A 24,066-nucleotide genomic window follows, 5' to 3' on the forward strand; every position below is an offset into this window, starting at 1 on the left:
CGGCCAATACAGAGTCAAGCGGCCTGCCTGGGCGCCATGACCATATCAACGTTGGGGTCAGAACAAGAACTGCTCGAAATCATACGCTAAGGTCGAACGAAGTATGAACATCATGCCGCCCAGAGCATTTTCCCCGGCAAGCGGAGCGGCCTGAAGCCTTCCGGAAGGTCCGGCGCCGTGTCCCAAGCATAGATGCCAGTGAGATTGACGTGTTCCCAGCTCAGCGGCGAGACGTGCTTCAGTAAGGCGTCGGGGATGTTCCGGCCGCCCTGACGCAGATGGGTGACGGCGCGGCTGAGATAGACGGTGTTCCATTGGACGATCGCGCTGACGACAAGATTGAGACCAGAGGCGCGGAATGCCTGGCTTTCGAACGACCGATCGCGGATTTCGCCTCGCTCATGGAAGAAGACGGCACGCTTGAGTTTGTGCGCTGCTTCGCCCTTGTTGAGACCGGCTTGGCAACGCCGACGCAAGGCTGGACTGGAATACCACTCGATCATAAACAAGGATCGCTCGATACGGCCGAGCTCCCGCAGGGCTTTGGCCAACTGACTCGGATTCGGTGAAGCAGCCAGCTTTTTGAGAATCGTCGAGGGAGCAACGGTACGCGCTCGGATCGAGCCGCCAGATGCAGCAGGTCATCCCAATATTCCATGATGAGCGCGGGATTGATCCGCACGCCGATATGGTCCGCCAGAGCCGGGTAGGTATCGGCTTTTTCGAAGGTATGAATTTCCGGTCCTTGAGGTTGCGCATTCGGGGCGCAAAGCGCTTGCCGATCAGGGCGAAGAGGGCAAAGACATGGTCGCTGGCGCCGCCCGTGTCGGTGAAGTGTTCCTCGATGTCGAGGATGGTGTCGTGGTCGAACAGCCCGTCCAGAACCTAGGCCGCCTCGCTTTCGGTCGGACTGATGGGCAGGATGCTGAAGTAGCCGTACTGATCGGAGAGATGGCTGTAGAATTTGGTTCCTGGCTCGCTGCCATAGTGGAGGTTGATATCGCCGCGCCCTGCAGCACGATCACTGGCCCGGAAGAACTGACCGTCGGAAGACGCGGTCGGTCCATTGCCCCAGAGCAGAGCGTGGGGATGACGCGCATGGGCGTCGGTCACGCTTGCCTGCGCCGCCCGATAAGTTTCGGTCCTGGCATGGAACATGCGCATCCAGCCGATCTGATGGGCGGTGATCCCTTTCGATGCGCCCGCCATGCGTTTCGGCCGGAGATTGGTTGCGTCCGCGAGTGTGCCGGCAAGCATAGCGGCGATGTTTTGCGGCACGTCGCCCGTTCGCACATGGGTGAACTGGTCGGCAAAGCCTTGGCTGGCGCTTTATGCCGATCCCGAGCAATACGCGCCGCGCGGCCACCAATTGAAACAATGGCTGTTCGGCGGCCAGTCGATTTCCACCAAGGTGGCGCTGTTCCCCATCGAGGACTATTCGGGCCTGATCGTCTGCGACCTGTTCGGTGAGGACAGCTATTTCGCCGATGCCGACTTGTTCTGGCAAAAGCAGAACGAGGCGATTGCCGCCAAACGCGATGCCTATCTGGAAGCCGGCTGGCCCGAGGTGGCCGTGCTCGAACCGGGCCAGCATTTCCAGTCATGGGACTATGAGAAGACGCCAAGGAGGAAGGGCGGCAAGGTCTTCATATCGGTCTCGCATCGCGGCGCGGTCGAGTGCCATGAGGGCTGGCTGTCGCGCAAGGATGCCCGCCGCGCCCGCGCGCAAGGCGAGGGCGGCGAGCACGAAGAATCCGCCGCCAAGCAGTCGCGGCCGGAACTCACCGGGCCGATGCAGAACTATGTCGATCTGCACCGCCACGGTGCCGTGCGCACCGCCATGCTCGACCGTCCTTGTGTCGCGCTGCGCCTGATGGTGGCGCATGCCATCGCAGGCTCGGGCCTGTGGCAGGTTCGCCGCGAGCCGCAGCGCACCGCCAATGAAGCGGTGGCGGCAAGCATTGCCGCGTCCAGGGCCGAAGCTGTATTCGCCGAAAAACGGCGCGAAGTTCTTCCCCTGCTCGGTGCGCCGGACGAGGAGGGTGCGATAGCCGGCGGCAATGGCGACGCCTTTGCGCTTGCCGCCGTCTTCGCCCGTTTGCTGCCACTTTGCGACGACGACGTCATGCGCGTTCTCAGCCTTGTCATGGCCGAGACGCTCGAAGCCGGCAGCGCCGCCGTCGAGGCGCTCGGCAACCATCTGGGCATCGACATGGGTACGTGGTGGCAACCGGACGACGCCTTCTTCGACCTGCTGCGCGACAAGGAGATCGCCAATGCAATGCTGGCCGACCTCGCCGGCAAGCCTGTCGCCGACGGCAATGTCGCCGAGAAGGTCAAGACGCAAAAGAAGATCATCCGCGATTGCCTCGCGGGCGAGAACGGCCGCGAGAAAATCGACAACTGGCTGCCCAACTGGATGAAATTCTCGGTCGAAAGCTACACGAAACGCGGCGGCTTCCGCACCGCCGATCAATGGGCGAGCGTCCAGCCGCTGTTCGTCCGCCAATAGGTGCCAAGCCGGGCGGCGGCTCTTTTTAAGTGCCGTCGCCCCGTTTGCCTGCCGCTGGAATATTGGCTGATGCGCACGGCGATCCGAACAGCATTTGCCACGCGCAAGGCTATTGTGCATTGCACAAAAACCGACGCGCGCCTACACGTCCTTCCGTTGCGGGAATCGGGCTTGGACCAGCGGCGAGGCAGTGAGAACCGATGCTTCGTCGATATCATATTGCATTCATAGCTGAGGACCTTCATGACCCTTTCGAGCCCTGACAAATCCGGCGCCGCCAGTCTCGAGGCCATCGCGCGAAACGGCGGCGTGCTGCGCCGCATCGCCGTGCGCATTCCAACCTATCTGTCGGACATTCGCGAGAACCCGGCCTGGCTGCCGATGTTCGTGCTCGCCCGCACCATGCCGGCTCGCCGGATCCACTGGCGTGGGGCAAAGCCGGTTCGCGTGTCGCAAAAAGCCCACGACACCATGTTTGCCGGCGTCGATCGCCAGGACGTTGTCGAGGCGCTGCGGTCGGACGGGCTGTTTTGCGGGCTCGTCCTGCCGACTTCCATCCATAAGGAGATCGCCGCCTTCGCCCGGTACACGCCTTGTTTCGGCAATTTCGATCGCCGTCTCGAATTCATGGCTGAGGACCATGCCGAGGCCGAGAAGCGTTTCGGCCGCTCGCTGCTCAGCGGCCACTTTTTCGAACACATCCTCGGCTGCAAGGCAGCGGTCGCCATCCAGAACGACCCGCTGCTGCTCGACATCGCCGCGCATTATCTGGGCGCTCAGGCGAAATTGATCACCACACGCGTGTGGTGGAGCTTCCCGACCAGCGAGGCTTCCGACGCCGACAAGAACCGTGCCTCGCTCGGCAAGTATCATTTCGATCTCGATGACTGGCGGATGCTGAAATTCTTCTTCTACCTGACGCCGGTCGACGAAGGCACCGGCCCGCATGTCTATGTCCGTGGCAGTCATAACCGCCGCGCCATCAAGCATCAGCTGACGCTGCTCGTCGGCCATCCGGCGCAGGAGGTTCTCAAGGTCTATGGCGATGACAGCCCTGTCACGCTGACCGGCGAAGCCGGTCTCGGTTTCGTCGAGGATCCGTTCGGCTTCCATATGGGCACCGTGCCTTCGCGCACGCCACGGCTGATGATGGAAGTCGGCTTCGGCGTCTCCCCGCCCTCGCGCCGGCGCTTCCATGGCGAACCGGTTATTCGCTGATCTCGCAAAAAAACAGCCTTCCCCAGATCAGACGCCTGGTTCTTCCTTGGGCTGGCTGGTGCCATGGCGTCGTCATGGGATCAGCTGGCACATGACTGGATTGGATCGATGTCATCTGACGCCGGTTGGGCCTCGACTGACCCAGATCAAGGCCACGCCCTTGTCGGCGTGGTTTGATCGCCCAGTCCTTCACGGGAAAACGCATGGGCTGACCGACAGCCTGGTCGTCGCTCCCATCGTCTTGACAATCCAGATCATACGGCAGGCAAATGACGCTTCACCAGCCAGGAACCGACGTGAGAACCGCGCTTGAGGCGATGCGGGCAATAGATCACAGCGCAATCGATGCACGACCTGCGGCTCGACTCCCCCAACATCTCACGAAGAGAACCGACGCGCTGGCGGCACGCTGATGGCTGGCTGTGACGACAGCTTCGACATTATTGTCGTGGGCGCCGGGCCGGTCGGACTTTCCTTCGCCGCATCGCTTGCCTATAGCCAGCTCAAACTGGCGGTTGTGGAAGGGCAGGCCCTGGAAAGACTGGCAAGTCCGGCTTTCGACGGCCGCGAGATCGCGCTCACCCACGCCTCGATTGGAATCCTTCGCGAGCTCGGCGCCTGGGATGTTATCTCCTCTTCGGACAAGTCACCGCTTCAAGGCGCACGCGTCCTCAACGGATCGAGCCCGTTTGCGTTGTGTTTCGATTCCCCCGGCGGATCCGCGGAACCACTGGGCGTTCTGGTCCCGAATTGCCAGATCCGCGATGCCCTGTTCAAGATCATCCGCTTGCGGGCCCATGCCCGGCTGCTGTGCGGCCACTCGGTCGTGCGTGCAACAAACAGCCGTCAAGGAGCAGTGATAACGCTCTCCAATGGCAGGCAGCTGAGCGCTCGGCTTCTCGTTGCAGCCGATTCGCGTTTTTCCGCCACCCGCAATCTGCTCGGCATTGGCGCCGATATCAATCGGCTTGGCAACTCGATGCTGATTTGCCGGGTGAGGCACGAGCGCCCCCACCACCAGATCGCGATCGAATGGTTCGATCACCATCAGACGGTGGCGATGTTGCCTCTCGCGCAAGGCGTGTCGTCGCTGCTTTTGACTTTGCCCTCAAACGAGGCCGACGGACTGCTTGCCCTCGACGACGAGTTGTTCCTGAGGGAGTTGACAAAGCGCTGTCGAGGCCGCCTCGGCAATATGAACCTGGCAAGCCAACGCTATATCTATCCGTTGGCCGCGACCTGGGCGCACAGGTTCCGGGCGCCGAGCGCCGCATTGATCGGCGACGCTGCCATTGGCATGCACCCGGTGACCGCGCATGGCTTCAACATCGGCCTCGGCGGCCAGAAGCAGCTCGCCCGCGGTATAGAGACCGCATGGCGCGACCGTCGCGACATTGCCGACCCCGACATGCTCCACAGATATGAAAGCCGACTGCGCCTGTCGGCGGCGCCGCTCTACCATGCTACGAATATCCTCGTCGGACTCTACTCAAGCGAGCATCCGGCGGCACGGCTTGCAAGGCATGTGGGGCTGCGCCTCGGCCAACATCTTCCCTTTGTCCGTCATGGCATTGCGGCCATGCTGAGGCGGTAAACCCCAGTCACCATAGTGTCAGCATCAGCGTGCGGCGTCGTAGCAGGCGGGCGAGTGTGGTTCGATGGGAGCGGTCGCGGCTGCGCGGGATCAGCTTGATGAAGACGGGGCTGCTGAATGCCGCGAGCCTCTTCCATCGCGGATCGTCAACGTGTCAATCGCCGTGTGTGTGCGGAATCCACGCCCAATTCCGCCTTCGATGTGTTCAGCGCGTGGATGGTTGTCATCCAAACAATCAATTTTGCCAATCCTGCGGACCCAATTAGGAGCGTGACCGAAATCAACTGCCTCGGCCCGCAGTACGGTCCCGACCCTACCGACATCTGACGGCATTTGCAGCGCCGGTGATTGCTGCCTTAGCTAGGTGCGAATTTGACCCATAAAATCGATCATGAACTGCTGAATCGAGAAATGGCCGCAGACGATCCATGGCGGCTCGATGGCAACCCGTTCGAGCGGGAGCGCCACACCCAAATTCTCCGGTTGTCACTTGCGCAAGGTCGAGTCGCGAATGCGCTCGAAGTCGGGTGCGCTGCCGGCGCTTTTACGGAGCGGCTAGCCCCCATTTGCCAGCGGCTCACTGTGATCGATGTCGTGGAGCCAGCGATTACGCGAGCACGTTCACGCATGAAGGAGACGCCGCACATCAGCTGGATAATTTCCGATGTTCAACAGTTTTCGAGTGATGAGCTGTTCGACCTGATCGTCGTTGCGGAGGTTCTTTACTACGTCGGAGACCTCGTTCAGATCCGCGCGGCAGTCCGCAACCTGGTAGGTCTGCTTGCGCCAGGCGGGCAGCTGGTTTTCGGGTCGGCACGTGACGCCAATTGCCAACGCTGGGGGCACGCTGCTGGTGCAGAGACCACTATCGCCATGCTCAACGAATCGTTGACCGAGATCGAGTGCATCGAGTGCCGGGGCGCGTCGATCAATGAAGACTGCCTGCTGGCCCTCTTCCGAAAGCCGATTTCCGCTTCCTGATAAAACACTTGGAAACTGTGTGCGCTTCTGTGGTGTCAAGCTGACCCAATATGGGGACGTATAAGAGCGCCCGATTGCAACAAGTTAGCTGGATCCGGTTGATGGTAACAACTGCTGACTACATCCGGCTTCTTCATGCGGCTCGATGTTCTGCGCCGCGAGCCTCGAGGGGTTTTCGCCCGCTTCCACCTCAACGGCCCCAGACTTTTTAACCGATCTCGTCGTTGCAGTCAGTTCCGCGTCCCGGCCCTTCGGCGGGCGCAAGTGCTGACGCTCCTTAGGCTGCCTTTTCTGTTTGCGGCGATCTTTGATCCCTCGTACGGAATGAAAACTTAAGGGCCAGCCCCTTCGCGCACTTCAGGCCTCAGGTGCTCAAGCTAGGGGTTCCAGCCTGCCAAACCTCAAGCAATTCGTTCGAAGTAGCGCCATCCGGGCGCGCCCTCCTTCCCGCTCTCCAGGTGCTTTCACCGACAGTCCGGTTGACTGGCAACACTCGAAAGCATTGACCAGACGATTCCTGTTGGCGAGCGCGACCATCGCGCCATTGGCATGCCGCCTTGCCGCAACTTGTCGAGCCAGAGCTTCGCGGAACCTGTTTGCCGCCGGCGATCCAGAGCTGCGCGATCGCCATGCATCATCAGCGTGCGCCAACGGTCGCCGCCTTTGCTGACGCCTAACAGTCGGGCCATCCTCCACTTGATCGCTGCTTCGGCACGGGCGCAGCCACGCGCTGGCGGCCGCTGTTGAATCAGGTTGTGTCACCGACAGCTGCCATCGGTGCCGCCGCTTATCGGGCCAATCGAGCACGACCAGATGGTTCAGATCAGGGCCTTTGAAAGGCACGGTTTTAACATCCATAGCGTGGATGCTCGCGATCTAAACAATCAATTTTACCAATCCGGGAGGGTCGTTCATAGACCCATGACATGCACCGCCATTGCTCTACCGCGTGAGGTGCACAAAAGAACCCGAAAAAGAGGAAGTCTTCGCATGCGCCCTGACGTGCAGTGGAGGTTATGCTGGGAAAATGAGTTGCAGCTTCCCGATCACCTCGAACTCTCTGAGTTCTTCCGGAAGACCTATGAGCCGACCGGAGCCTTTAATGGGAAGCAATTCGCAGGCGGTCGAAGTTGGGCCGGTGCAAGGCCGGAGCTCCGCGTAATCGGCCGTGATATGCACGGGATAGCGGCTCACTTGGGCCTGCTGCGCCGATACATCAAAGTTGGCGACGTTGATCTGCTTGTCGCTGAACTCGGTCTATACGGCGTGCGTCCGGATCTTGAGGGGCTGGGAATCGCCCATTCGATTAGCGTGATGTATCCAGTGCTGCAGCAGCTTGGCGTTCCATTCGCTTTCGGCACGGTTCGGCAGGCGCTCCGGAACCATGTTGGGAGGTTCCGCCGCAAAGGCTTGGCGAACATTTTGACAGGCGTTCGCGTGCGTTCAACCCTCCCGGACGTGTACCCCGATCTGCCTTCCACGACGCGAGTCGACGACGACGTGCTCCTCATTGTGCTGCCAATTGGACGCTCAATGAGCGAGTGGCCGGCCGGCACTTTGATCGATCGGAACGGTCCAGAGCTATGAAGAACACCCGCAATGATATCAGTCAGCCCGACCCGGCCCTCATGGCATTGATCGATCTGACTCCAGCATTGGCCGCGGATTTACTATCCGCCCGCTTCCCTCAAACTCACTGAAAAATCTGACATCTCATGACCCTGTTTGCCACAGCCAGTACTGTTGCCATCTGCTCTTATGCGCTGCTGTCGACCGTCTACAAAACCGCGCAGGTGTTTTATACCCTGCCTACAAACGTACCGCCGACCTCGGGCGACCCGCCCAGCGGTGAGCCTTGGCCGAGCGTCGATGTCATTATCCCGTGCTACAACGAGGCGCCTCGCACCCTCTCGGACTGCCTGGCTTCCATTGCAAGTCAGGACTACGCCGGCAAACTGCAGGTCTATGTTGTTGATGACGGTTCTGCAAACCGCGATGCCCTCGTGGGTGTACACGAGGAATACACGGGCGACCCGAGGTTCAACTTCATTGCGCTCCCAAAGAATGTCGGAAAGCGCAAGGCGCAGATTGCCGCCATTCGCCGCTCGTGCGGAGATCTGGTGCTGAATGTAGATTCGGACACGATACTCGCCCCGGACGTCATCACCAGGCTTGCGCTAAAGATGCAAGATCAAGCGGTCGGCGCCGCCATGGGCCAGTTGGCGGCTAGCAATCGCAGTGAAACTTGGCTGACGCGGTTGATCGACATGGAATACTGGCTCGCCTGCAACGAAGAGCGGGCAGCGCAGGCTCGGTTCGGTGCCGTCATGTGTTGCTGCGGTCCGTGTGCCATGTACCGGCGATCCGCGCTTGTTTCGCTGCTGGATCAGTACGAGACGCAGCGCTTTCGAGGGAAGCCGAGCGACTTCGGCGAGGACCGCCACCTTACGATCCTGATGCTGAAAGCAGGCTTTCGAACAGAGTATGTCCCGGAGGCCGTCGCGGCAACAGTCGTTCCCAACAGCATGGGTCCCTATCTGCGCCAACAGCTTCGCTGGGCCCGGAGCACTTTCCGTGACACGTTGCTGGCGTTCCAACTGCTGCGCGGCCTTAATATTTATCTCACATTGGACGTGATTGGCCAGAATATTGGCCCATTATTGCTCTCTTTGTCGATTCTGGCGGGGCTCGCGCAATTGGTAACGACAGGTACTGCGCCTTGGACGGCATGCCTGATGATTGCAGCCATGACTATAGTTCGCTGCAGCGTGGCAGCGTTTCGTGCGCGCCAACTTCGATTTCTCGGATTCTCGCTCCACACACTCATCAACATCTTTCTCTTGCTCCCGTTGAAAGCATACGCGCTGTGCACATTGAGCAACAGCGATTGGTTGTCGCGCAGCTCTGCGGCCAATGTGACAGACACTGGCGGCACCAGTTCAAAGCCGAACTTGGTGGGATCTGACGCAGCTTACAGCGAACAGCAATAGTCACGTGATCTCAGGTAGAAGAGTTTTGAGCCAGGACCAGAAACATCAAGTGTTGAAGCGTAAGTTGGGCCCAGAGGATTTGCGGCGATTCGAGACTCCTGCGATCGAACGGGAGTCTCACGGGCAGACAAGCGCGAAAAGCTCCGTGCCTGACTCTCTGTCGACCGTGGCAGTCGATTTTGCCGGCGTAACCAAGTCGTATGGGAACAAGATCGTTGTCGACGAACTGTCGTTCTCCGTTGCGTCGGGAGAGTGTTTCGGCCTCCTCGGACCAAACGGGGCGGGCAAAAGCACGATTGCGCGTATGCTCCTCGGCATGACATGCCCTGACGCGGGCACGATCACGGTGCTCGGCGTCCCGGTGCCGGCGCGCGCTCGGCTGGCACGCAGGGGCATTGGCGTGGTCCCGCAATTCGACAATCTTGACCAGGAATTCACCGTACGAGAGAACCTGCTGGTGTTCGGACGCTACTTCGGCATGAGCACACGTCAGAGCGAAGCGGTCATCCCGTCGCTTCTCGAGTTCGCTCGCCTCGAGCGCAAGGCGGATGCGCGCGTCTCGGAACTGTCCGGCGGCATGAAGCGATGCCTGACAATGGCGCGGGCGTTGATCAACGACCCCCAGCTCATTGTGATGGACGAGCCGACCACCGGCCTCGATCCGCACGCGCGCCACCTGATCTGGGAGCGGCTGCGCGCCCTGTTGGCACGCGGCAAGACGATTATCCTGACGACGCATTTCATGGAAGAGGCTGAGCGATTATGCGATCGGCTGTGCGTGCTCGAAAAGGGCCGCAACATCGCCGAAGGCGGCCCGCAGGCGCTGATCGACGAGCATATTGGATGCCAGGTCATGGAGATTTATGGCGGCGATCCGCACGAGTTGCTTTCGCTGGTCAAGCCACATTCCCAGCGCATCGAGGTCAGCGGCGAAACCCTTTATTGCTATGCGCCAGACCCTGACCAGGTGCGCACGCAACTGCAGGGGCGAGCAGGTCTGCGTCTTCTTCTGCGTCCAGCCAATCTCGAGGATGTTTTCTTGCGGCTGACCGGGCGCGAGATGGAGGAGTGAACGATGATTGAAGGTTTTGCGGCGGCGCTGCCGGCCAATGCGTGGAACTGGGTTGCGGTATGGCGCCGCAACTATCTGGCATGGAAGAAAGTCGCACTCGTGTCGCTTCTCGGTAACCTTGCCGATCCTATGATCTACCTTTTCGGCCTAGGCACCGGCCTCGGCATAATGGTCGGCCGCGTCGACGGTGCGTCGTATATCGCCTTTTTGGCGGCCGGCATGGTCGCGGTAAGTGCGATGACCGCATCTACCCTGGAAACATTGTACGCGGCTTTCGCTCGCATGCATTCTCAACGCACATGGGAAGCCATGCTGTATACGCACGTTACCCTCGGCGACATCGTTCTGGGTGAACTGGCGTGGGCAGCCACCAAGGCCTTCATGGCCGGTACGGCTATTACCATCGTCACCGCAACCTTGGGCTATGCCGCCTGGCCGTCCGTACTCTATGCGCTGCCAATCATTGCTCTGACAGGGTGCGTATTTGCGAGCCTCGCGATGATCGTCACCGCACTTTCGCCCAGCTACGATTACTTCGTGTTTTACCAGACGCTTGTCCTCACACCTATGCTGTTCCTGTCGGGCGCCGTTTTCCCATTGGACCAGCTGCCTGGCGCCTTTCAGCAAATAGCGCGATGCATGCCGCTGTCACATGCGATCGACCTCATTCGTCCGGTTATGCTTGATCGCCCGATCAGCGGCATCGCCCTGCACGTCGGTGTGCTCGCCCTGTACGCGCTGTTGCCATTCTTCCTCTCGATGGCGCTGTTGCGCCGCCGACTAATGCGCTGACGAAAGAGAGTGAGATAAACAATGCGCTACGGACTTCGTGCTGCAAATAAAAACGACATCGCAACGCAAATCGGCATCCAACCCAGGGTCTTCGTGGCATCCACTCAATCTCTCAACGTTATGGAACGCCCGGGACCTCGATCACAGGATCTCATTTTGATCCAGGCGTAAGAGAATTTCTTTGAGGTTGGTGATGTCTGACTGGCGTTCGCGGCGGCGAACGACAACGCAGCCTGTGTTTTTGATCAAACGGCCTTGAGACAGGCCAATTCAGTCTTCCTGTACGATAAACGGAGAGCGAGATGCTGTGTCTAGGATTGAGCGGCGGATTAGACAAAGTCTATGAAAACCGATTCCAGATTGCGAATACATTCATGCACGATGGCGCTGCGGTGCTCGTCCGAGACGGACAGGTCATCGCGGCCGTAGAAGAGGAGCGCCTCAATCGGATCAAGCACTCCAACAAGCTCCCAATCAGTTCGGTTCAATACTGTCTTTCAGCCGCTGGGGTTCAGCTCAGCGAAATCGATCATGTGGCGTACTACGCTACCGAAGCCTATTGCAACGCCATGCTCGAAAACATGCTTGCTTCCGAGCCGGACGCCTCCATTCCGTTGGATGCCAAATTTTTGGTTCAGCAGCTGTTGGCGCAGGAGTTCGGTAGCGAGCTCGACCCTTCGCGTATCTCATTCGTAAGTCATCATCAGGCGCACGCCGTGAGTGCTTTTGCAATGTCGGGCTTCGAGCAAAGTCTGATTTTCGCGATTGATGGCTCTGGTGATTTCCAGTCGGGTCTTGTGGCGGTAGGATCTGGTGCTGAAATTTCGCAACTCGCGACTTTCCCAGAGAACAATTCCCTTGGGCTATTTTATCTCGAGGTGATCCGGTATCTCGGCTACGGCTTGTTCGATGAATATAAGGTAATGGGGCTTGCCCCCTACGGCGATCCCGTTCCCTATCGCGAGCTTTTCGAGCAGTTCTATGAACTGTCTGCAAACGGCGAGTATCGCGTCCACCTGGACCGCATCGGTCCGACTTTGCTTCGCACCATTCAGGTCCGGCAAAAGGGAATGCCATTCACTCAGCAGCACAAAGATGTGAGTGCGTCGCTACAGGAAGCACTCGAACGCATCGTGTTTCACATTCTTCGGCATCATCGTGAGGCCACCGGGATGACGCGGCTGTGCCTGGCCGGTGGCGTTGCGCACAATTGCTCCATGAACGGCAAGTTGCTCTATTCAGGCCTTTTCGAAGACATCTTCGTGCAGCCCGCGTCGCATGACGCTGGCTGCGCATTGGGCGCTGCATTAATCGTGTCTGGTGAGCTGGGCCGCCCCGCGCCGCGTGCGCGACTGCAGGAGGTTTATTGGGGGCCGGATCTCGCGAGCGATCACGCTGTCGAAGAGGAACTAAAAGCATGGGCGGGGCACCTGGAGTTTGAACGCACTGAGGAGGTGGCGGATAGGGCAGCCGAGTGGATGGCCGGTGGCGCCGTGATCGGCTGGGTGCAAGGTCGTTCGGAGTTCGGGCCGCGCGCGCTCGGAAATCGCAGCATTCTTGCCGACCCCAGGCCCGCCACAAACAAGGACCGGATCAACGCCATGGTCAAGAAGCGGGAAGGGTATCGCCCGTTCGCCCCATCAGTGCTGGAGGAGGATGCGCGCGAATTTTTCGACCTCCCAGGCAGTGCGTGCGAATTTCCCTTCATGAATTTCGTGGTCCGTGTGCGCGACTCCAAGCGTGGTTTGCTCGGCGCCATCACGCACGTCGACGGTACGGCTCGGCTGCAAACAGTATCGCGCAAGGCCAGTCCGGCCTACTGGGACGTCATCAATGCCTTCAAGCAGCGCACTGGCATCCCAATTCTGCTCAATACGTCCTTTAACAACAATGCCGAGCCGATCGTGGATTCAGTTGCAGACTCGATTGCCACGTTCCTGACGACAGGGTTGGATGGACTTGTGGTCGGGCCGTTCCTCGTCAAAAAACGGGCCACAACGCTGGAGGATTGGACTGCGCTCGCGGTTTCATTGCCGCCTTATGTATCCCTGTATAAGGTCCGCGCTCACACGGCGCTGGATCGCCAGGAGACCGTCTGCGAAATCCGAACGGATCACTCCAGCCGTGACGGTGTGCGTATCTCACATGACTTGTTCGATCTGCTGACGCGGATCGAAGGCGAAGCCGTGCTCGCGGATCTCCTCGATACAATTACGCTGGATCAGGCCCAGCGCGAGGCTCTCACAGGAGAACTGCGACGATTGTGGGAGCAGCGCCGCGTTCGCATGCGTCCCTCGCAAGCTGCTCGAGTCGATCAAAACTGATGCCAATCGCTGGACGACAGATAGCAGTTGCCGAAACACCGGTCTGTCCAAGCATCTTCATATGACTGTGCCCAATCCATCGGCTGAGGCAAGGATCCTGACGATTGCATCTGCTCGCGAGCATGTCATGTTCAACCCATCTAACCCTTATGGCAGTCGAGGATCAGTAATGGATTTGCTTGCCGGTGGCCCAAAACAGCACCAATTTGTCGTTTCTCGACGGCGGACCCGGTTCGGTGACTGCCTATGGTCTCCGGCATCAGCCTGGTGTTACGCATAGCGGACGGGACGTGCGAGCGGGCTGCGCCGCTCGCAGGATAAGGCGGCGGCCCTACGGCGCGCCAAGCCGGCATATTCGTCGTTGAGATGCTTTTTGGCCAAATGCGTTGGTGGGGCGACGATCATGTCTTAGCGCGGCTTGACCCTTCGCCCTCCATGCGGATTTCGCCGGCGCTTTCTTCAGGACTCGAGATTTGTTGGTCAAGGCCACCCGCGCGGTTAGCGTTGGCGATGCCCGACATCTGCTTTCGGGCAATCGCCTGATCGGGATGCGAGTCGAGGAAGGGGAGCTCACCCAATCCACGGCCGAATGCCCGTCGCGCACCTGCGCGATCGCAAGCGCCGTGGTGCTGTGCCATTCCATGCGAAGCGTGAGAGTCCTTTTCAGCCCGCGCAGAACCAGGAAGGCCGACATGGTCGGGAGCGCCGCGCCGGTGATGTAGCGCAAGGCCGTTTCGTACAGCGTGTGGAGGGGTTCCGCGTCGCCGAGGATTGCGCCGCCAAGGCTGCGGCCTCATTCGCCGCACCGCTTTCAATCGTAGGTCGAGTTCAGGAAGACGCGTGGTTGAACGGCATTGGGAAAACCAGCCGGATCGTAGCCGTGATGGATGGCGCGGGTAGCGAAGCCGAATTTGGCATCGTTCGCAGATGTGCCACTTTCCGGTCTTGGATTGCGGTCTCGGGCATCGGCTTCAGACGTGCTCTTGGCTTTCGGAAGGAGTGGCTGCAAACTGGTTGATATGGAATGTCCAGTTGGCAGGAAAAGAAATGGTCCAGTCTCCAGGTCCCGGTGCTTCAACCCGCTCGCATGGCATGGGCGCGCGCCAGATCTACGAAGCGCTTCGCGAGCAGATCCTCAGAGGCGTTTACGGCACCGGCAGCCAGCTGCCGTCCTCCCGTGGTCTCGCCGAGGAACTTGGAGTCTCGCGAACGACCGTCACCGTCGCCTACGAGCAGCTGGCCGCGGAAGGTTTCATCGACATCCGTCAAGGCGCGCGCCCTCGTGTCGCATCCTCACTGCTGGGACATGAGCTGACCGCCAATCCCCCAAAACGGTTCGGCCCGGTTCACTTGTCAAGCTATGGCGAACGGCTGCGTGGTACTCCGCGCTGGCCGGATTACCTGCCGAACACGCTGAAGGTTGATTTCCGCTATGGCGTCCTGGCGCCCTCAGATTTCCCCGCATCGGTTTGGAAGCGCGCGATGAACGCGGCGATGGCGCAGCGGCCGGCACGGCTCGCCTATGACGATCCGTGCGGTTCGAGCCGGCTCCGCCAAGCGCTTCAGGGCTATCTCTGGCGCGCCCGTACTGTGCGCTGCGACCCCGAGCAGATCGTCATCGTCAATGGTTCGCAGCAGGGCCTCGATCTCTGCGCGCGCCTGCTGCTCGACCCCGGGGACAGCTTCGTCATCGAGGACCCCTGCTACAGGATGGCGCGCCAGGTCTTTGCCAGTACAGGTGCCACGCCCGTTCCCGTCGAGGTTGACGATCACGGCATGCAAACGGAGCAACTGGCGGGGGTCGCGGCCCGGCTGGCCTATGTGACGCCCTCGCATCAGTTTCCGCTCGGCGGCGTCATGCCGATCCCGCGGCGGCATCAGCTTCTGGAATGGGCGCGGGAGCAGGGCGCCTATGTCATCGAGGACGACTACGACAGCGAATATCGCTACGATATCAGCCCCGTTCCCCCGCTGCATAGCCTCGAGGATCATGGGGCCGTCATCTACCTCGGCACCATCTCCAAGACGCTCTCGCCGATGCTGCGGATCGGTTATCTCGTCGTCCCGGCGGAATTCCTGCAGGTTTTCGAGACCGCCAAGCAGCTTGCCGACCGGCATTCTCCGATGGCGGGGCAGGAGTCATTGGCCTCTCTGATCGAGAGCGGTGGCTATGAAAGCCATGTGCGCCGCGTGCGCCGCATCAACGGCGAGCGCCGGGAGGCATTGCTGACCGCCCTGAAGCGGAGTTTTCAAGGTCGCATCGCCGTCCAGGGGGCAGAGGCTGGACTGCACGTCGTCATATGGTTCAACGACCTGCCGCGATCGCGTGAAATGGCGTTGGTCGAAGCTGCCCAATACGCGGGTCTGGGTCTGCACCCGATTTCGCCGCTTTATCATCGGCAGTCGGGAGCAGGCGAAGCCGACCGCGTCGGGCTTGTCATGGGCTATTCCGCCCTGAGCATCCGGCAGATCGAAAAAGGCGTCGAGATGCTGCGGGACGTCGTCGCTCGATTCTGAGACGCTGACGGTTCCGCACGCGGGTTAGAACGCATTCGCGGCCGCTCATCATAAACAGTTCATCGTTGAAATAGTCGCGCGGCCGGGCGACGGCCGCGCTCATGGACGGCTGACATGATGCTGCTGCCGCCGTGAGGTTGCGCGCGATCCAAGCCTTTGTCTTATCTATCCGCAACGTGGATGCTTGTCATCGAAACAATCGATTTTGCCGATTCGACAGAACGTCCCATAGGAAGAATTCAAGGATGCAGCCCTAAGGAGATTGTCGATGCATGCGTTGGCTCCGAGGAGCATTTTCTGGTGTGTCCCTCCTGGTCTGCGCCGAACATCAAGCGAGCCGATCCCCTTTTCGACCAGGTACATCGGTGATCGGCGCAAGCTGCATCGCGTCGGCTCTTCGCGACAAGCTCCCCCCGATAGCGTAGGCCCCTACCTCAAGGATCGGGGTTATGCCGATTGCGAATGGCCGACCGGTACAACAATTGACCGCAAGGGTTCGCAGCTATGAGACGTCTCGATGACAGATGGGAGGTGCAGAGTGAATGCGCTGACGGCACCGGGCGTCGAAGCGTTTATCTGACGTTTGACGACGGTCCCAATCCATGTTTCACACCACAGATACTCGATGTGCTGGCGCAAAATCGGGTGCCAGCGACATTCTTCGTCATTGGTGCTTACGCCGCAGAGCATCCGGAACTCATCCAGCGAATGATCGCAGAAGGGCATGAGGTAGGCAACCACACGATGTCTCATCCGGACCTGTCCAAGTGCGGTTTGGGCGAAGTGCAACGTGAAGTATTTGAGGCGAACCAGGCCATCATGCTGGCATGCCCGCAGGCCTCGATCCGCTACATTCGCGCGCCATACGGCGCCTGGAGCGAAGAAGTGTTCACTGCCTCAGAGATCGCGGGGCTGGCGGCCCTTCATTGGTCGATCGACCCAAGAGACTGGTCGCGCCCCGGCACCGACGCGATCGTCGATGCAGTGCTCGCCTCGGTACGCCCCGGCGCAATCGTGCTCTTGCACGACGGATGCCCTCCCGACGAGTCGACACGGAGCACTCAAGCCAGTCTGCGCAACCAGACCGTTATGGCGCTGTCCAATCTGATTCCTGCATTAGATGCCTGCGGATATGAAATTCGCTCGCTTCCAGAACATCACTGAAATGCGAGATCCCACGGACCTGCTTTCCCAGCCAGTACCTGTGTGGTCTCGCTTATGAAGGCTTACAGGCCGTTTGCGCCTTGCGAACAAGCACTTCGTCGACATCGGACAAACTGGTCGGCTCCGACCCGTTGGCTAAGGGTAGTGTTGTCACCTGCTACAGTGAAAACCCGCGCAGGCTCTCGGCATGCCTAGCATCGCCGGTAGGTTCACTTTTCGACGATTGTTTGCATGTATGGTTCACTTTGCGTTGGATCAATTTCATTGGGCTTGCCGCAGGCTCACATAGCGCGACCAAGCGGGATCGCTGGCTGCGTCCAAAAGGTTTGGCAAGCAATTCGCATACCGTGACCGGCACCGGGGGATTCCGGTGCTCCGATGCGGCGCGCGATGCCAACTTTCCCCAACTGGACCGCCTCAAAAGCTTCTGACTGGCTGTTTCCAATATGCCAGCTTGCCAGTATCTGAACTGGTAACGCAAGGAGTTTCGCGATGTACATCCCTCCCGCTTTCCGCGACGACGACAAGGAATGCCTGCGCGCGACCATTCGCGCGGCGCTGCTGGCGAACTTCGTTACCGTCACGGCGGAAGGGCCGCTCGCAACGCCACTGCCCCTCTTCCTTGACGAGAGCGAGGGCGAGCACGGCGTGATCTACGGGCACCTGGCGAAGGCCAATCCCCAGTGCCGTGTTCCGCCGCTGGGCGACGGCTTGGCCATCTTCATGGGGCCGGACGCTTACGTGACGCCGGCATGGTATGCGACTAAGCGGGAAACCGGGAAGGTCGTCCCGACCTGGAATTACGTCGCCGTCCACGCCTATGGCCCGGTCGAGTTCTTCGAGGATGCGGGAAGACTGCTGGACGTCGTGAATCGGCTGACCGACCACCACGAGGGCGAGCGCGCCTCGCCTTGGGCCGTGTCGGACGCGCCGCCGGATTTTGTACAGGCGCAACTCCGGGGAATCGTCGGCCTGCGCATGCCAATCACGAGGCTGGAGGGCAAGCGCAAAATGAGCCAGAACCGGAACGCGGCCGACCGCGCTGGCGTGGCGGCGGGCCTTGCGGCGAGCGAGCGGGCATCTGACCGCGACGTCGCCGCTCTCATCCCAAAATAATCTTCGTCGGAATCGACCATCATGCCAGAACTGACCCCATTCGCCCTGTACCTCGCCGCGGCCTCCGTGCTCGCCATCACCCCCGGTCCGGGCATCTTCTACGTTGCCGCGCGCACGCTCGCCGGTGGTCGTCGGGAAGGTATCGCTTCCAGCTTCGGCACGGGGTTGGGGGGCATGATCCACGTCCTCGCCGCAAGCTTAGGTGTTTCCGCGATCGTGCTCGAGAGCTCGGAACTGTTCTCCGCATTAAAGCTGTTCGGCGCGGTCTACCTCGTCTGGCTCGGCTTTCGCACCTTTCAAGCCGCCCGCCTCAAGGGAGCGACTGGCGGCGATGACGGCGCCGCAGTGGGTCCAGTCGGACCCCGGCGGGCGTTTCGTGAAGGGGTACTGGTCGAGGCGTTCAACCCGAAGACGGCAGTCTTCTTCCTCGCCTTCATTCCGCAGTTCGTGAATCCGAGCGCAGGGCTCGTAGCTCTGCAATTCGTGGTGCTTGGCTCCGTGTCCATTGCGCTCAACACGCTCGCCGACATCGTGGTTGCCGTCGTGGCCAGCGGCATTCAAGACGGCGCGGCAGCGCGTCCCGGGTTGATCCGCCGCCTGAGGGAGGCGTCAGGCGGCGCGATGATCGCGCTGGGCGTCGGCCTCGCTCTGGCGAAACACCCTGCTGCCTGACTTTTAATCTGATCGGTTAGGCATCTTTCAGGGTTGGCGGGTACCTTGCGGAAGCAGTTGGATGGCTGCGAGCCAGTTCGGTCATTGCACCGCCATGTCTCAGGAGGCGCGGCACCGCCGTATGGGTGAACGTCGGCTCATAAATGAGAGAAAAACATAGCGTGAGAGAAACGTGAGGTACGACTGCCTCGCCTCGCTCATGCCCATCATTTCGGCCCTCGCGAATCAACGCACGGTAGAAGCCAGTCAGCCGAGAATGACGCGCGTTTCATGGAAGGAAAGCCAAGCCATGCGCCAAGCATCGCCCCGCTTTGCACTCGATTATATGGCGACGCCCGGACTTGACGTCAGGGCACTTTTCGCTTTTGCCCGCGACCAGGGCCTAACCGATGTCCAGATCCGTAGCCAACCGGGCAGCAATGCTTTTGCACGCGGCGAACCGGCGGCGGACGTCCGGTCTGCGGCCGCCGACACAGGCGTTGGGATTATTTCCGTCAATGCCCTCCAGCGCTTCAATGAGTGGACCCCCGCCCGCAGGGCCGAGGCGAGCAAGCTCGCCGATTATGCAGCGGCCTGCGGAGCCACGACGCTCATGCTGGTGCCGGTCAACGACGGCTCCTGGCCCGCCAATGTCGAGCGCCGGGGCGATCTCCGCGTCGCCTTGAAGGCGATCAAGCCGATCCTCCAGTCGCGCGGTCTGATCGGTCTCATCGAGCCGCTGGGCTTCCGGACCTGCTCGCTTCGATCGAAGAACGAAGCGGCTAAGGCCATTGCCGCCATTGATGGCCAATCCGTCTTCCGCCTCGTGCACGATACGTTCCACCACACGCTTGCCGGGGAGACGTTCTTCTCCTCCGAGCTGACCGGTCTCGTCCACATTTCAAGCGTGAACGATCCGATCCACTGGATTTACCCGGATCGCGTCCTAGTCGGTTCCGACAATGGCAGCCAGATCCGGGCGCTGCTTGATGGCGGCTATGGGGGGCCCTTCTCATTCGCACCGTTTGTCGACGCAGCCCACCCGCTGGACGACCTCGCAGGCGCACTTGCCGCGAGCATCGCTCTCTTCCGACACGGGCTATTGACGCGAGTGCCGGCGTGAGACGCGGGAGTAAATTAGGGCTGCCTGGGGCGCCTTTTGGCGTCCCCCGGAGAAGTCATTCGAGACGCCTCCTGTAGCAATATCTCTCGCAGCCAGATGCTTGCCGGATCACTGTTGTGAAGGGCGGGCCATTGAACGGCCTCGGTGAATGCGGGAAGCGGCAGCGGAAGGTCGATGATCCGCAGGGGGAAGGTTTTTTTGAAATGCTGAACCAGCCGGAAGGGCATGGTCGCTATACGAGCTGTGCCTGAGACCATCGGCGGGATCATGCTAAAGGCCTGCACAACGATTTCGACACGTCTCTTGAGACCATGCTCAAGAAAAAACCGTTCCTCGATGGAGGGCTTCAGCGTCCGCCCGAACTTGACCGCAACGTGCCTCATCGACATGTATCTCTCGAATGTAAGCTGCCGTGGCAGCTGCTTGTTCGTGGAGCAGCCCACGCACACGAGCGTGTCGTCGAACAGCGCCGCTCTTGGATGGGCACTTGACATGAACAATTCTGGAAAAATCAGAAAATCGACGTCACCGCGCCGGAGAAGCTCATCGGGGTCGTCGTCGATAGGCAACAATTCGAAGCTGACGGCGGGTGCTTCGCGTGCAACCCGCTCCACGACCTTTTCAAAAAACACGAGTGTGGCGAAATCGGAAAGAATGATCCTGAAACGGCGATCGGATTGAGCCGGATTAAACGGATCCCAAGAGATAATCGAGCACTGGATTTTCAGCAGTGCGCTGCGAACTGCGGGGGCGAGTGTTTCCGCACGCGGGGTTAGAACACGTTCGCGGCCGCTCGTCGTAAACAGTTCATCGTTGAAATAGTCGCGCAGCCGGGCGACGGCCGCGCTCATGGCCGGCTGACTAAGGTTGATGCTGCTTGCCGCCGCCGTGAGGGTCCGCTCGGTCAGCAGTGCGTCGAGCACGACGAGAAGGTTCAGATCAAGGCCCTTGAAGCGCATGGCTTTCACTTATCCATAGCGTGGATGCTCGCGATCTAAACAATCGATTTTACCAAACTTCCAGGGCGCTGCATAGATGACCGCACTTGACATGCGCCCGATCACGCCACTGCTTCTGCAGCGTGTGCTGGGAAATGACTTGTAAGTAGCCGATCATGTCGAACTCTCCGCCTTCTTCCAAAAGGCCTATGGGCGACAGGGGCTTTCAGGCGGTTGTAGCTGGGCCGGTGCAGGGCCGAAGGTTCGCGCAATCGGCTCTGATGTGCACGGCGTAGCAGCTCACTAGGACCTGCTGCGCCATTTCTTCACGGTTGGCGAGGTTGATTTCTTGGTAGGCGAGCTCGGATCGTACAGGATGCATCCGGATCTTGAGAGACTCGGAATGAGTCATTCTATCCGCATCATGCGGCCGGTGCTGCAGCAGCGTGGCATTCCATTCGCTTTTGGCATGGCTCGGCACCCGTTGCGAAACCATCTTGAGAGGTTCTGCAGAGACGGCCAGACGACCATAGTGCCGGGCGTTCGCATCGCCACACATGATCGCGACCGCCAATGCGCTCGAGGTTTGCGATCAGGCACTGGGATTTGTCCGCTCGGTTGCAGCCAATCGGCCCTCCATACCACGCCGCGATCCGCGTGATTTTCGATCCTTTGCACCGCGCTCGCCGTGCCCAGAAACGGCAAGTAGCAACTGCAACAGATAGGCTGGAGTCTGATGCTTGATCACATAAGAGCCGGAGCGAAGGGACGCGGCTCGTGCCCAGCAGGGACAAACAACCGAGACCTAAGCTTTGATTTCGCCAAAGGCATACTCATTACTTTGGTGATAATTGGGCACTTGTTACAATATTTAATCTACCAGGGCACCGACGCTTTCTGGCTGTCGCCGTATTTCAAGTCGATCTACATGTTTCATATGCCTCTCTTTATGGCGATAAGCGGATATCTTTCTTCTGGGGCAATTTTGCAAAAATCGTTCACCCAAGGTGTCGGTGAGCGGGCAATGCAGCTACTACTGCCAATGCTTTTTTGGTGTACGTTGATTTGGACGTTAAAGTCCGCAGTTATTTTTCCCATGAAGAGTTTAACCGCTACATTGTTGGATTTGTCGACGGAAGTTATTGGAACCTACTGGTTCATATGGGCGGCATTTATTTCGTTCATTCTGATTAGACTTCTTACAACTTTCAACCGTCTATCGATATGGATCATAAGCGCATCTGCAATTGCGGTCGCATTCGCACCCATCACGTTATCAATAACCCCGTTGTTAAAATACACTTACCCATTTTATTGTTTAGGGTTCCTGTTTGCCCAGCCGATCGGATGGCAGAATGGCGTCATCTGGCGTTACAAATCGATTTTTGTTGTCCTACTTTCGATAGCGGCTTTCATATGCTTCCTCGGGTGGGGCAAGGAGACTTATGCCTACAACAATCTCGTTTTAATTCATGATGAACAGTCAGCTAAACAAGTTTTTCTGATGTTCTCTGGCTCTTTGGCGGCTTCTGCGGTGGCAATGCAGTCTATGTTCCAATGCTGGAGACTTGTCTATTCGACTAGAGTAGCTCGCTTTGTCGCGGTGCAGCTTGGTCAGAGCACGCTGCTGCTTTACCTGGTCCAGGGTGCCGTGTTTCGCCTCATGGATTTGATACAGTTTGGAGAAGTCTGGAATCTCACGACCAGAATCGCCTTCGCAACTGTGCTTGGAGTGGCGATTGTCGTCATAGCGATGGCAATTCGCAGGATTGCGCGCAACCTCGGATATGTGTCGCGGATCGTTGTCGGAGCGCCGCCACGCCCAAGTCTGCTCAAATCTCAATCTGCAATCAATTAGCCACGTGAAAAATTCGCATCTGTAATCGACATGTTTCATAGCTCCGGACCTATCCGATCGACTGTTGTACCGGTCGGCCATTCGCTCATCGGCCGCGCTATCCCCATAACTACGACGAGCACGTCCTCCACGCGCGCGGGCGGCAGGTCGGGACACAACACCTCTGAGTGGGACCGTAAACGAGCGCCCATAATGGTCACGATGACAAACAACCACGTTACGGACAGATGAGGCATGCGTTTCAAAGGCCTTGATCTGAACCTTCTCGTCGTGCTCGACGCACTGCTGACCGCGCGCAACCTCACGGCCGCGGCAAGCAGCATCAACCTTAGTCAGCCGGCCATGAGCGCGGCCGTCGCCCGGCTGCGCGACTATTTCAACGATGAACTGTTTACGATGAGCGGCCGCGAACGCGTTCTAACCCCGCGTGCGGAAACACTCGCCCCCGCAGTTCGTGGCGCACTCCTGCACATCCAATGCTCGATTATTTCTTGGGATCCGTTTAATCCGGCTCAATCCGATCGCCGCTTCAGGATCATTCTTTCCGATTTCGCCACACTCGTGTTTTTTGAAAAGGTCGTGGAGCGGGTTGCACGCGAAGCACCCGCCGTCAGCTTCGAATTGCGGCCGCTCGACCACGACCCCGATGAGCTTCTCCGGCGCGGTGACGTCGATTTTGTGATTCTTCCGGAATTTTTCATGTCGAGCGCCCATCCAAGAGCGGCGCTGTTCGACGAGACATTCGTGTGCGTGGGCTGCCCCACGAACAAGCAGTTGCCACGGCAGCTTACATTCGAGAGATACGTGTCGATGAAGCACATTGCGTTCAGGGTCGGCGGTGCCCAGATGCCATCCATCGAGGAACAGTTTTTGCTTGAGCATGGTCTCAAGAGACGTGTCGAGATCGTCGTGCAGGCCTTTAGCATGATCCCGCCGATGGTCTCAGGCACAGCTCGTATAGCGACCATGCCCTTCCGGCTGGTTCAGCATTTCAAAAAAACCTTCCCCCTGCGGATCATCGAACTTCCGCGGCCACTACCCACGTTCACCGAGGCCGTCCAATGGCCCACCCTTCACAACAGTGATCCGGCAAGCATCTGGATGCGGCAGATAATGTTGCAGGAGGCATCCCGCATGTGAAGTCGCGGGCACTCCTGGTCTTAGTCTCGATTTACTCAGCGCCTCATACGGGTGCGAACCGGCGTGCAAAATTGGG

The 24,066-nt window shown here is 59.4% G+C and carries 19 protein-coding genes and 3 pseudogenes; 18 read left to right on the top strand and 4 right to left on the bottom strand.

What is annotated here, in order from left to right; translation table 11 throughout:
* Positions 1-110: 110 nt before the first annotated feature.
* A pseudogene (locus tag MESS4_RS35110) lies at positions 111-1,317 on the bottom strand (transposase); the annotation flags it as partial.
* Between MESS4_RS35110 and MESS4_RS08410 the strand changes: the two are divergent.
* The 10 genes and pseudogenes from MESS4_RS08410 to MESS4_RS34415 all read left to right on the top strand — a co-directional run.
* Positions 1,265-2,512: a chromosome partitioning protein ParB gene (locus MESS4_RS08410; protein WP_081609668.1), complete on the top strand. Its 1,248-nt coding sequence runs from the start codon at positions 1,265-1,267 to the stop codon at positions 2,510-2,512. The pseudogene MESS4_RS35110 and the gene MESS4_RS08410 sit on opposite strands and share 53 nt — an antisense overlap.
* A gap of 243 nt (positions 2,513-2,755) precedes the next feature.
* Complete coding sequence (locus tag MESS4_RS08415; RefSeq protein WP_006328874.1) at positions 2,756-3,730, top strand: hypothetical protein; 975 nt, start codon at positions 2,756-2,758, stop codon at positions 3,728-3,730.
* A gap of 412 nt (positions 3,731-4,142) precedes the next feature.
* Positions 4,143-5,324, top strand: a complete 1,182-nt coding sequence (ubiM, locus tag MESS4_RS08420) for a 5-demethoxyubiquinol-8 5-hydroxylase UbiM (RefSeq protein ID WP_006328875.1) — start codon at positions 4,143-4,145, stop codon at positions 5,322-5,324.
* 372 nt (positions 5,325-5,696) lie between these two features.
* The gene (gene nodS / locus MESS4_RS08425) at positions 5,697-6,305 is read left to right on the top strand and encodes a nodulation methyltransferase NodS (protein WP_036240893.1); all 609 of its coding nucleotides are present in this window, start codon (positions 5,697-5,699) and stop codon (positions 6,303-6,305) included.
* A gap of 990 nt (positions 6,306-7,295) precedes the next feature.
* Positions 7,296-7,892 (top strand): NodA family N-acyltransferase, encoded by a 597-nt coding sequence (locus MESS4_RS08430; RefSeq protein ID WP_006328883.1) that lies wholly within the window; start codon positions 7,296-7,298, stop codon positions 7,890-7,892.
* 128 nt (positions 7,893-8,020) lie between these two features.
* Complete coding sequence (gene nodC, locus MESS4_RS08435) at positions 8,021-9,295, top strand: chitooligosaccharide synthase NodC (protein WP_006328886.1); 1,275 nt, start codon at positions 8,021-8,023, stop codon at positions 9,293-9,295.
* Between the two features lie 49 nt (positions 9,296-9,344).
* The gene (nodI, locus tag MESS4_RS08440; protein WP_006328887.1) at positions 9,345-10,367 is read left to right on the top strand and encodes a nodulation factor ABC transporter ATP-binding protein NodI; all 1,023 of its coding nucleotides are present in this window, start codon (positions 9,345-9,347) and stop codon (positions 10,365-10,367) included.
* 3 nt (positions 10,368-10,370) lie between these two features.
* Positions 10,371-11,159: an ABC transporter permease gene (locus tag MESS4_RS08445; protein ID WP_006328888.1), complete on the top strand. Its 789-nt coding sequence runs from the start codon at positions 10,371-10,373 to the stop codon at positions 11,157-11,159.
* Positions 11,160-11,461: 302 nt separating this feature from the next.
* Complete coding sequence (locus tag MESS4_RS08450) at positions 11,462-13,483, top strand: carbamoyltransferase (RefSeq protein ID WP_006328889.1); 2,022 nt, start codon at positions 11,462-11,464, stop codon at positions 13,481-13,483.
* Between the two features lie 169 nt (positions 13,484-13,652).
* Positions 13,653-13,760 (top strand): annotated as a pseudogene (locus MESS4_RS34415) (nodulation protein NodZ); the annotation flags it as partial.
* Between the two features lie 54 nt (positions 13,761-13,814).
* On the opposite strand, the gene MESS4_RS31900 reads toward MESS4_RS34415, so the two are convergent.
* Positions 13,815-14,210 (bottom strand): PLP-dependent transferase, encoded by a 396-nt coding sequence (locus MESS4_RS31900; RefSeq protein WP_244441078.1) that lies wholly within the window; start codon positions 14,208-14,210, stop codon positions 13,815-13,817.
* 365 nt (positions 14,211-14,575) lie between these two features.
* Here MESS4_RS31900 and MESS4_RS08465 point away from each other — a divergent pair, with 365 nt between their 5' ends.
* From MESS4_RS08465 to MESS4_RS08490, 5 genes are all read left to right on the top strand, one after another.
* On the top strand, positions 14,576-16,000 hold the full coding sequence (locus tag MESS4_RS08465) for a PLP-dependent aminotransferase family protein (RefSeq protein ID WP_244441079.1): 1,425 nt from the start codon (positions 14,576-14,578) through the stop codon (positions 15,998-16,000).
* A gap of 504 nt (positions 16,001-16,504) precedes the next feature.
* On the top strand, positions 16,505-17,164 hold the full coding sequence (nodB, locus tag MESS4_RS08470; RefSeq protein WP_006328893.1) for a chitooligosaccharide deacetylase NodB: 660 nt from the start codon (positions 16,505-16,507) through the stop codon (positions 17,162-17,164).
* Between the two features lie 492 nt (positions 17,165-17,656).
* On the top strand, positions 17,657-18,280 hold the full coding sequence (locus tag MESS4_RS08480) for an FMN-binding negative transcriptional regulator (protein ID WP_006328898.1): 624 nt from the start codon (positions 17,657-17,659) through the stop codon (positions 18,278-18,280).
* 21 nt (positions 18,281-18,301) lie between these two features.
* Positions 18,302-18,952 (top strand): LysE family translocator, encoded by a 651-nt coding sequence (locus MESS4_RS08485; RefSeq protein WP_006328899.1) that lies wholly within the window; start codon positions 18,302-18,304, stop codon positions 18,950-18,952.
* A 289-nt stretch (positions 18,953-19,241) separates the two neighbouring features.
* Entirely contained in the window at positions 19,242-20,054 is an 813-nt protein-coding gene (locus MESS4_RS08490; RefSeq protein WP_244441080.1) for a TIM barrel protein, read from the top strand.
* A gap of 14 nt (positions 20,055-20,068) precedes the next feature.
* Here MESS4_RS08490 and MESS4_RS08495 read toward each other — a convergent pair whose 3' ends face one another.
* Positions 20,069-21,013: a LysR family transcriptional regulator gene (locus tag MESS4_RS08495; protein WP_006328902.1), complete on the bottom strand. Its 945-nt coding sequence runs from the start codon at positions 21,011-21,013 to the stop codon at positions 20,069-20,071.
* Positions 21,014-21,221: 208 nt separating this feature from the next.
* Between MESS4_RS08495 and MESS4_RS31910 the strand changes: the two are divergent.
* Positions 21,222-21,653: pseudogene (locus MESS4_RS31910) on the top strand (acyltransferase); the annotation flags it as partial.
* 75 nt (positions 21,654-21,728) lie between these two features.
* The gene (nolL, locus tag MESS4_RS08505; RefSeq protein WP_036240903.1) at positions 21,729-22,850 is read left to right on the top strand and encodes a nodulation factor fucose acetyltransferase NolL; all 1,122 of its coding nucleotides are present in this window, start codon (positions 21,729-21,731) and stop codon (positions 22,848-22,850) included.
* A 35-nt stretch (positions 22,851-22,885) separates the two neighbouring features.
* Here nolL and MESS4_RS35115 read toward each other — a convergent pair whose 3' ends face one another.
* Positions 22,886-23,173: a hypothetical protein gene (locus MESS4_RS35115; protein WP_085987813.1), complete on the bottom strand. Its 288-nt coding sequence runs from the start codon at positions 23,171-23,173 to the stop codon at positions 22,886-22,888.
* Between MESS4_RS35115 and MESS4_RS08510 the strand changes: the two genes are divergently transcribed.
* The gene (locus MESS4_RS08510; RefSeq protein ID WP_006328916.1) at positions 23,085-23,990 is read left to right on the top strand and encodes a LysR family transcriptional regulator; all 906 of its coding nucleotides are present in this window, start codon (positions 23,085-23,087) and stop codon (positions 23,988-23,990) included. The two genes, MESS4_RS35115 and MESS4_RS08510, sit on opposite strands and share 89 nt — an antisense overlap.
* The last annotated feature ends 76 nt before the right edge of the window (positions 23,991-24,066 follow it).

The sequence above is a fragment of the Mesorhizobium sp. STM 4661 genome (assembly GCF_000359125.1).
In the GTDB taxonomy this organism is placed as follows: Bacteria; Pseudomonadota; Alphaproteobacteria; order Rhizobiales; family Rhizobiaceae; genus Mesorhizobium.

Coding starts and splice junctions, on each gene's coding strand:
- MESS4_RS08490 (WP_244441080.1), top strand. CDS start 19,242: ATGCGCCAAGCATCGCCCCGCTTTGCACTCGATTATATGGCGACGCCC.
- MESS4_RS08430 (WP_006328883.1), top strand. CDS start 7,296: ATGCGCCCTGACGTGCAGTGGAGGTTATGCTGGGAAAATGAGTTGCAG.
- nodC (WP_006328886.1), top strand. CDS start 8,021: ATGACCCTGTTTGCCACAGCCAGTACTGTTGCCATCTGCTCTTATGCG.
- MESS4_RS08415 (WP_006328874.1), top strand. CDS start 2,756: ATGACCCTTTCGAGCCCTGACAAATCCGGCGCCGCCAGTCTCGAGGCC.
- MESS4_RS08510 (WP_006328916.1), top strand. CDS start 23,085: ATGCGTTTCAAAGGCCTTGATCTGAACCTTCTCGTCGTGCTCGACGCA.
- MESS4_RS08495 (WP_006328902.1), bottom strand. CDS start 21,013: ATGCGCTTCAAGGGCCTTGATCTGAACCTTCTCGTCGTGCTCGACGCA.
- ubiM (WP_006328875.1), top strand. CDS start 4,143: ATGGCTGGCTGTGACGACAGCTTCGACATTATTGTCGTGGGCGCCGGG.
- nodB (WP_006328893.1), top strand. CDS start 16,505: ATGAGACGTCTCGATGACAGATGGGAGGTGCAGAGTGAATGCGCTGAC.
- MESS4_RS08465 (WP_244441079.1), top strand. CDS start 14,576: ATGGGCGCGCGCCAGATCTACGAAGCGCTTCGCGAGCAGATCCTCAGA.
- MESS4_RS08410 (WP_081609668.1), top strand. CDS start 1,265: ATGTTTTGCGGCACGTCGCCCGTTCGCACATGGGTGAACTGGTCGGCA.
- MESS4_RS35115 (WP_085987813.1), bottom strand. CDS start 23,173: ATGCTGCTTGCCGCGGCCGTGAGGTTGCGCGCGGTCAGCAGTGCGTCG.
- MESS4_RS08450 (WP_006328889.1), top strand. CDS start 11,462: ATGCTGTGTCTAGGATTGAGCGGCGGATTAGACAAAGTCTATGAAAAC.
- MESS4_RS08485 (WP_006328899.1), top strand. CDS start 18,302: ATGCCAGAACTGACCCCATTCGCCCTGTACCTCGCCGCGGCCTCCGTG.
- MESS4_RS08445 (WP_006328888.1), top strand. CDS start 10,371: ATGATTGAAGGTTTTGCGGCGGCGCTGCCGGCCAATGCGTGGAACTGG.
- MESS4_RS08480 (WP_006328898.1), top strand. CDS start 17,657: ATGTACATCCCTCCCGCTTTCCGCGACGACGACAAGGAATGCCTGCGC.
- nolL (WP_036240903.1), top strand. CDS start 21,729: ATGCTTGATCACATAAGAGCCGGAGCGAAGGGACGCGGCTCGTGCCCA.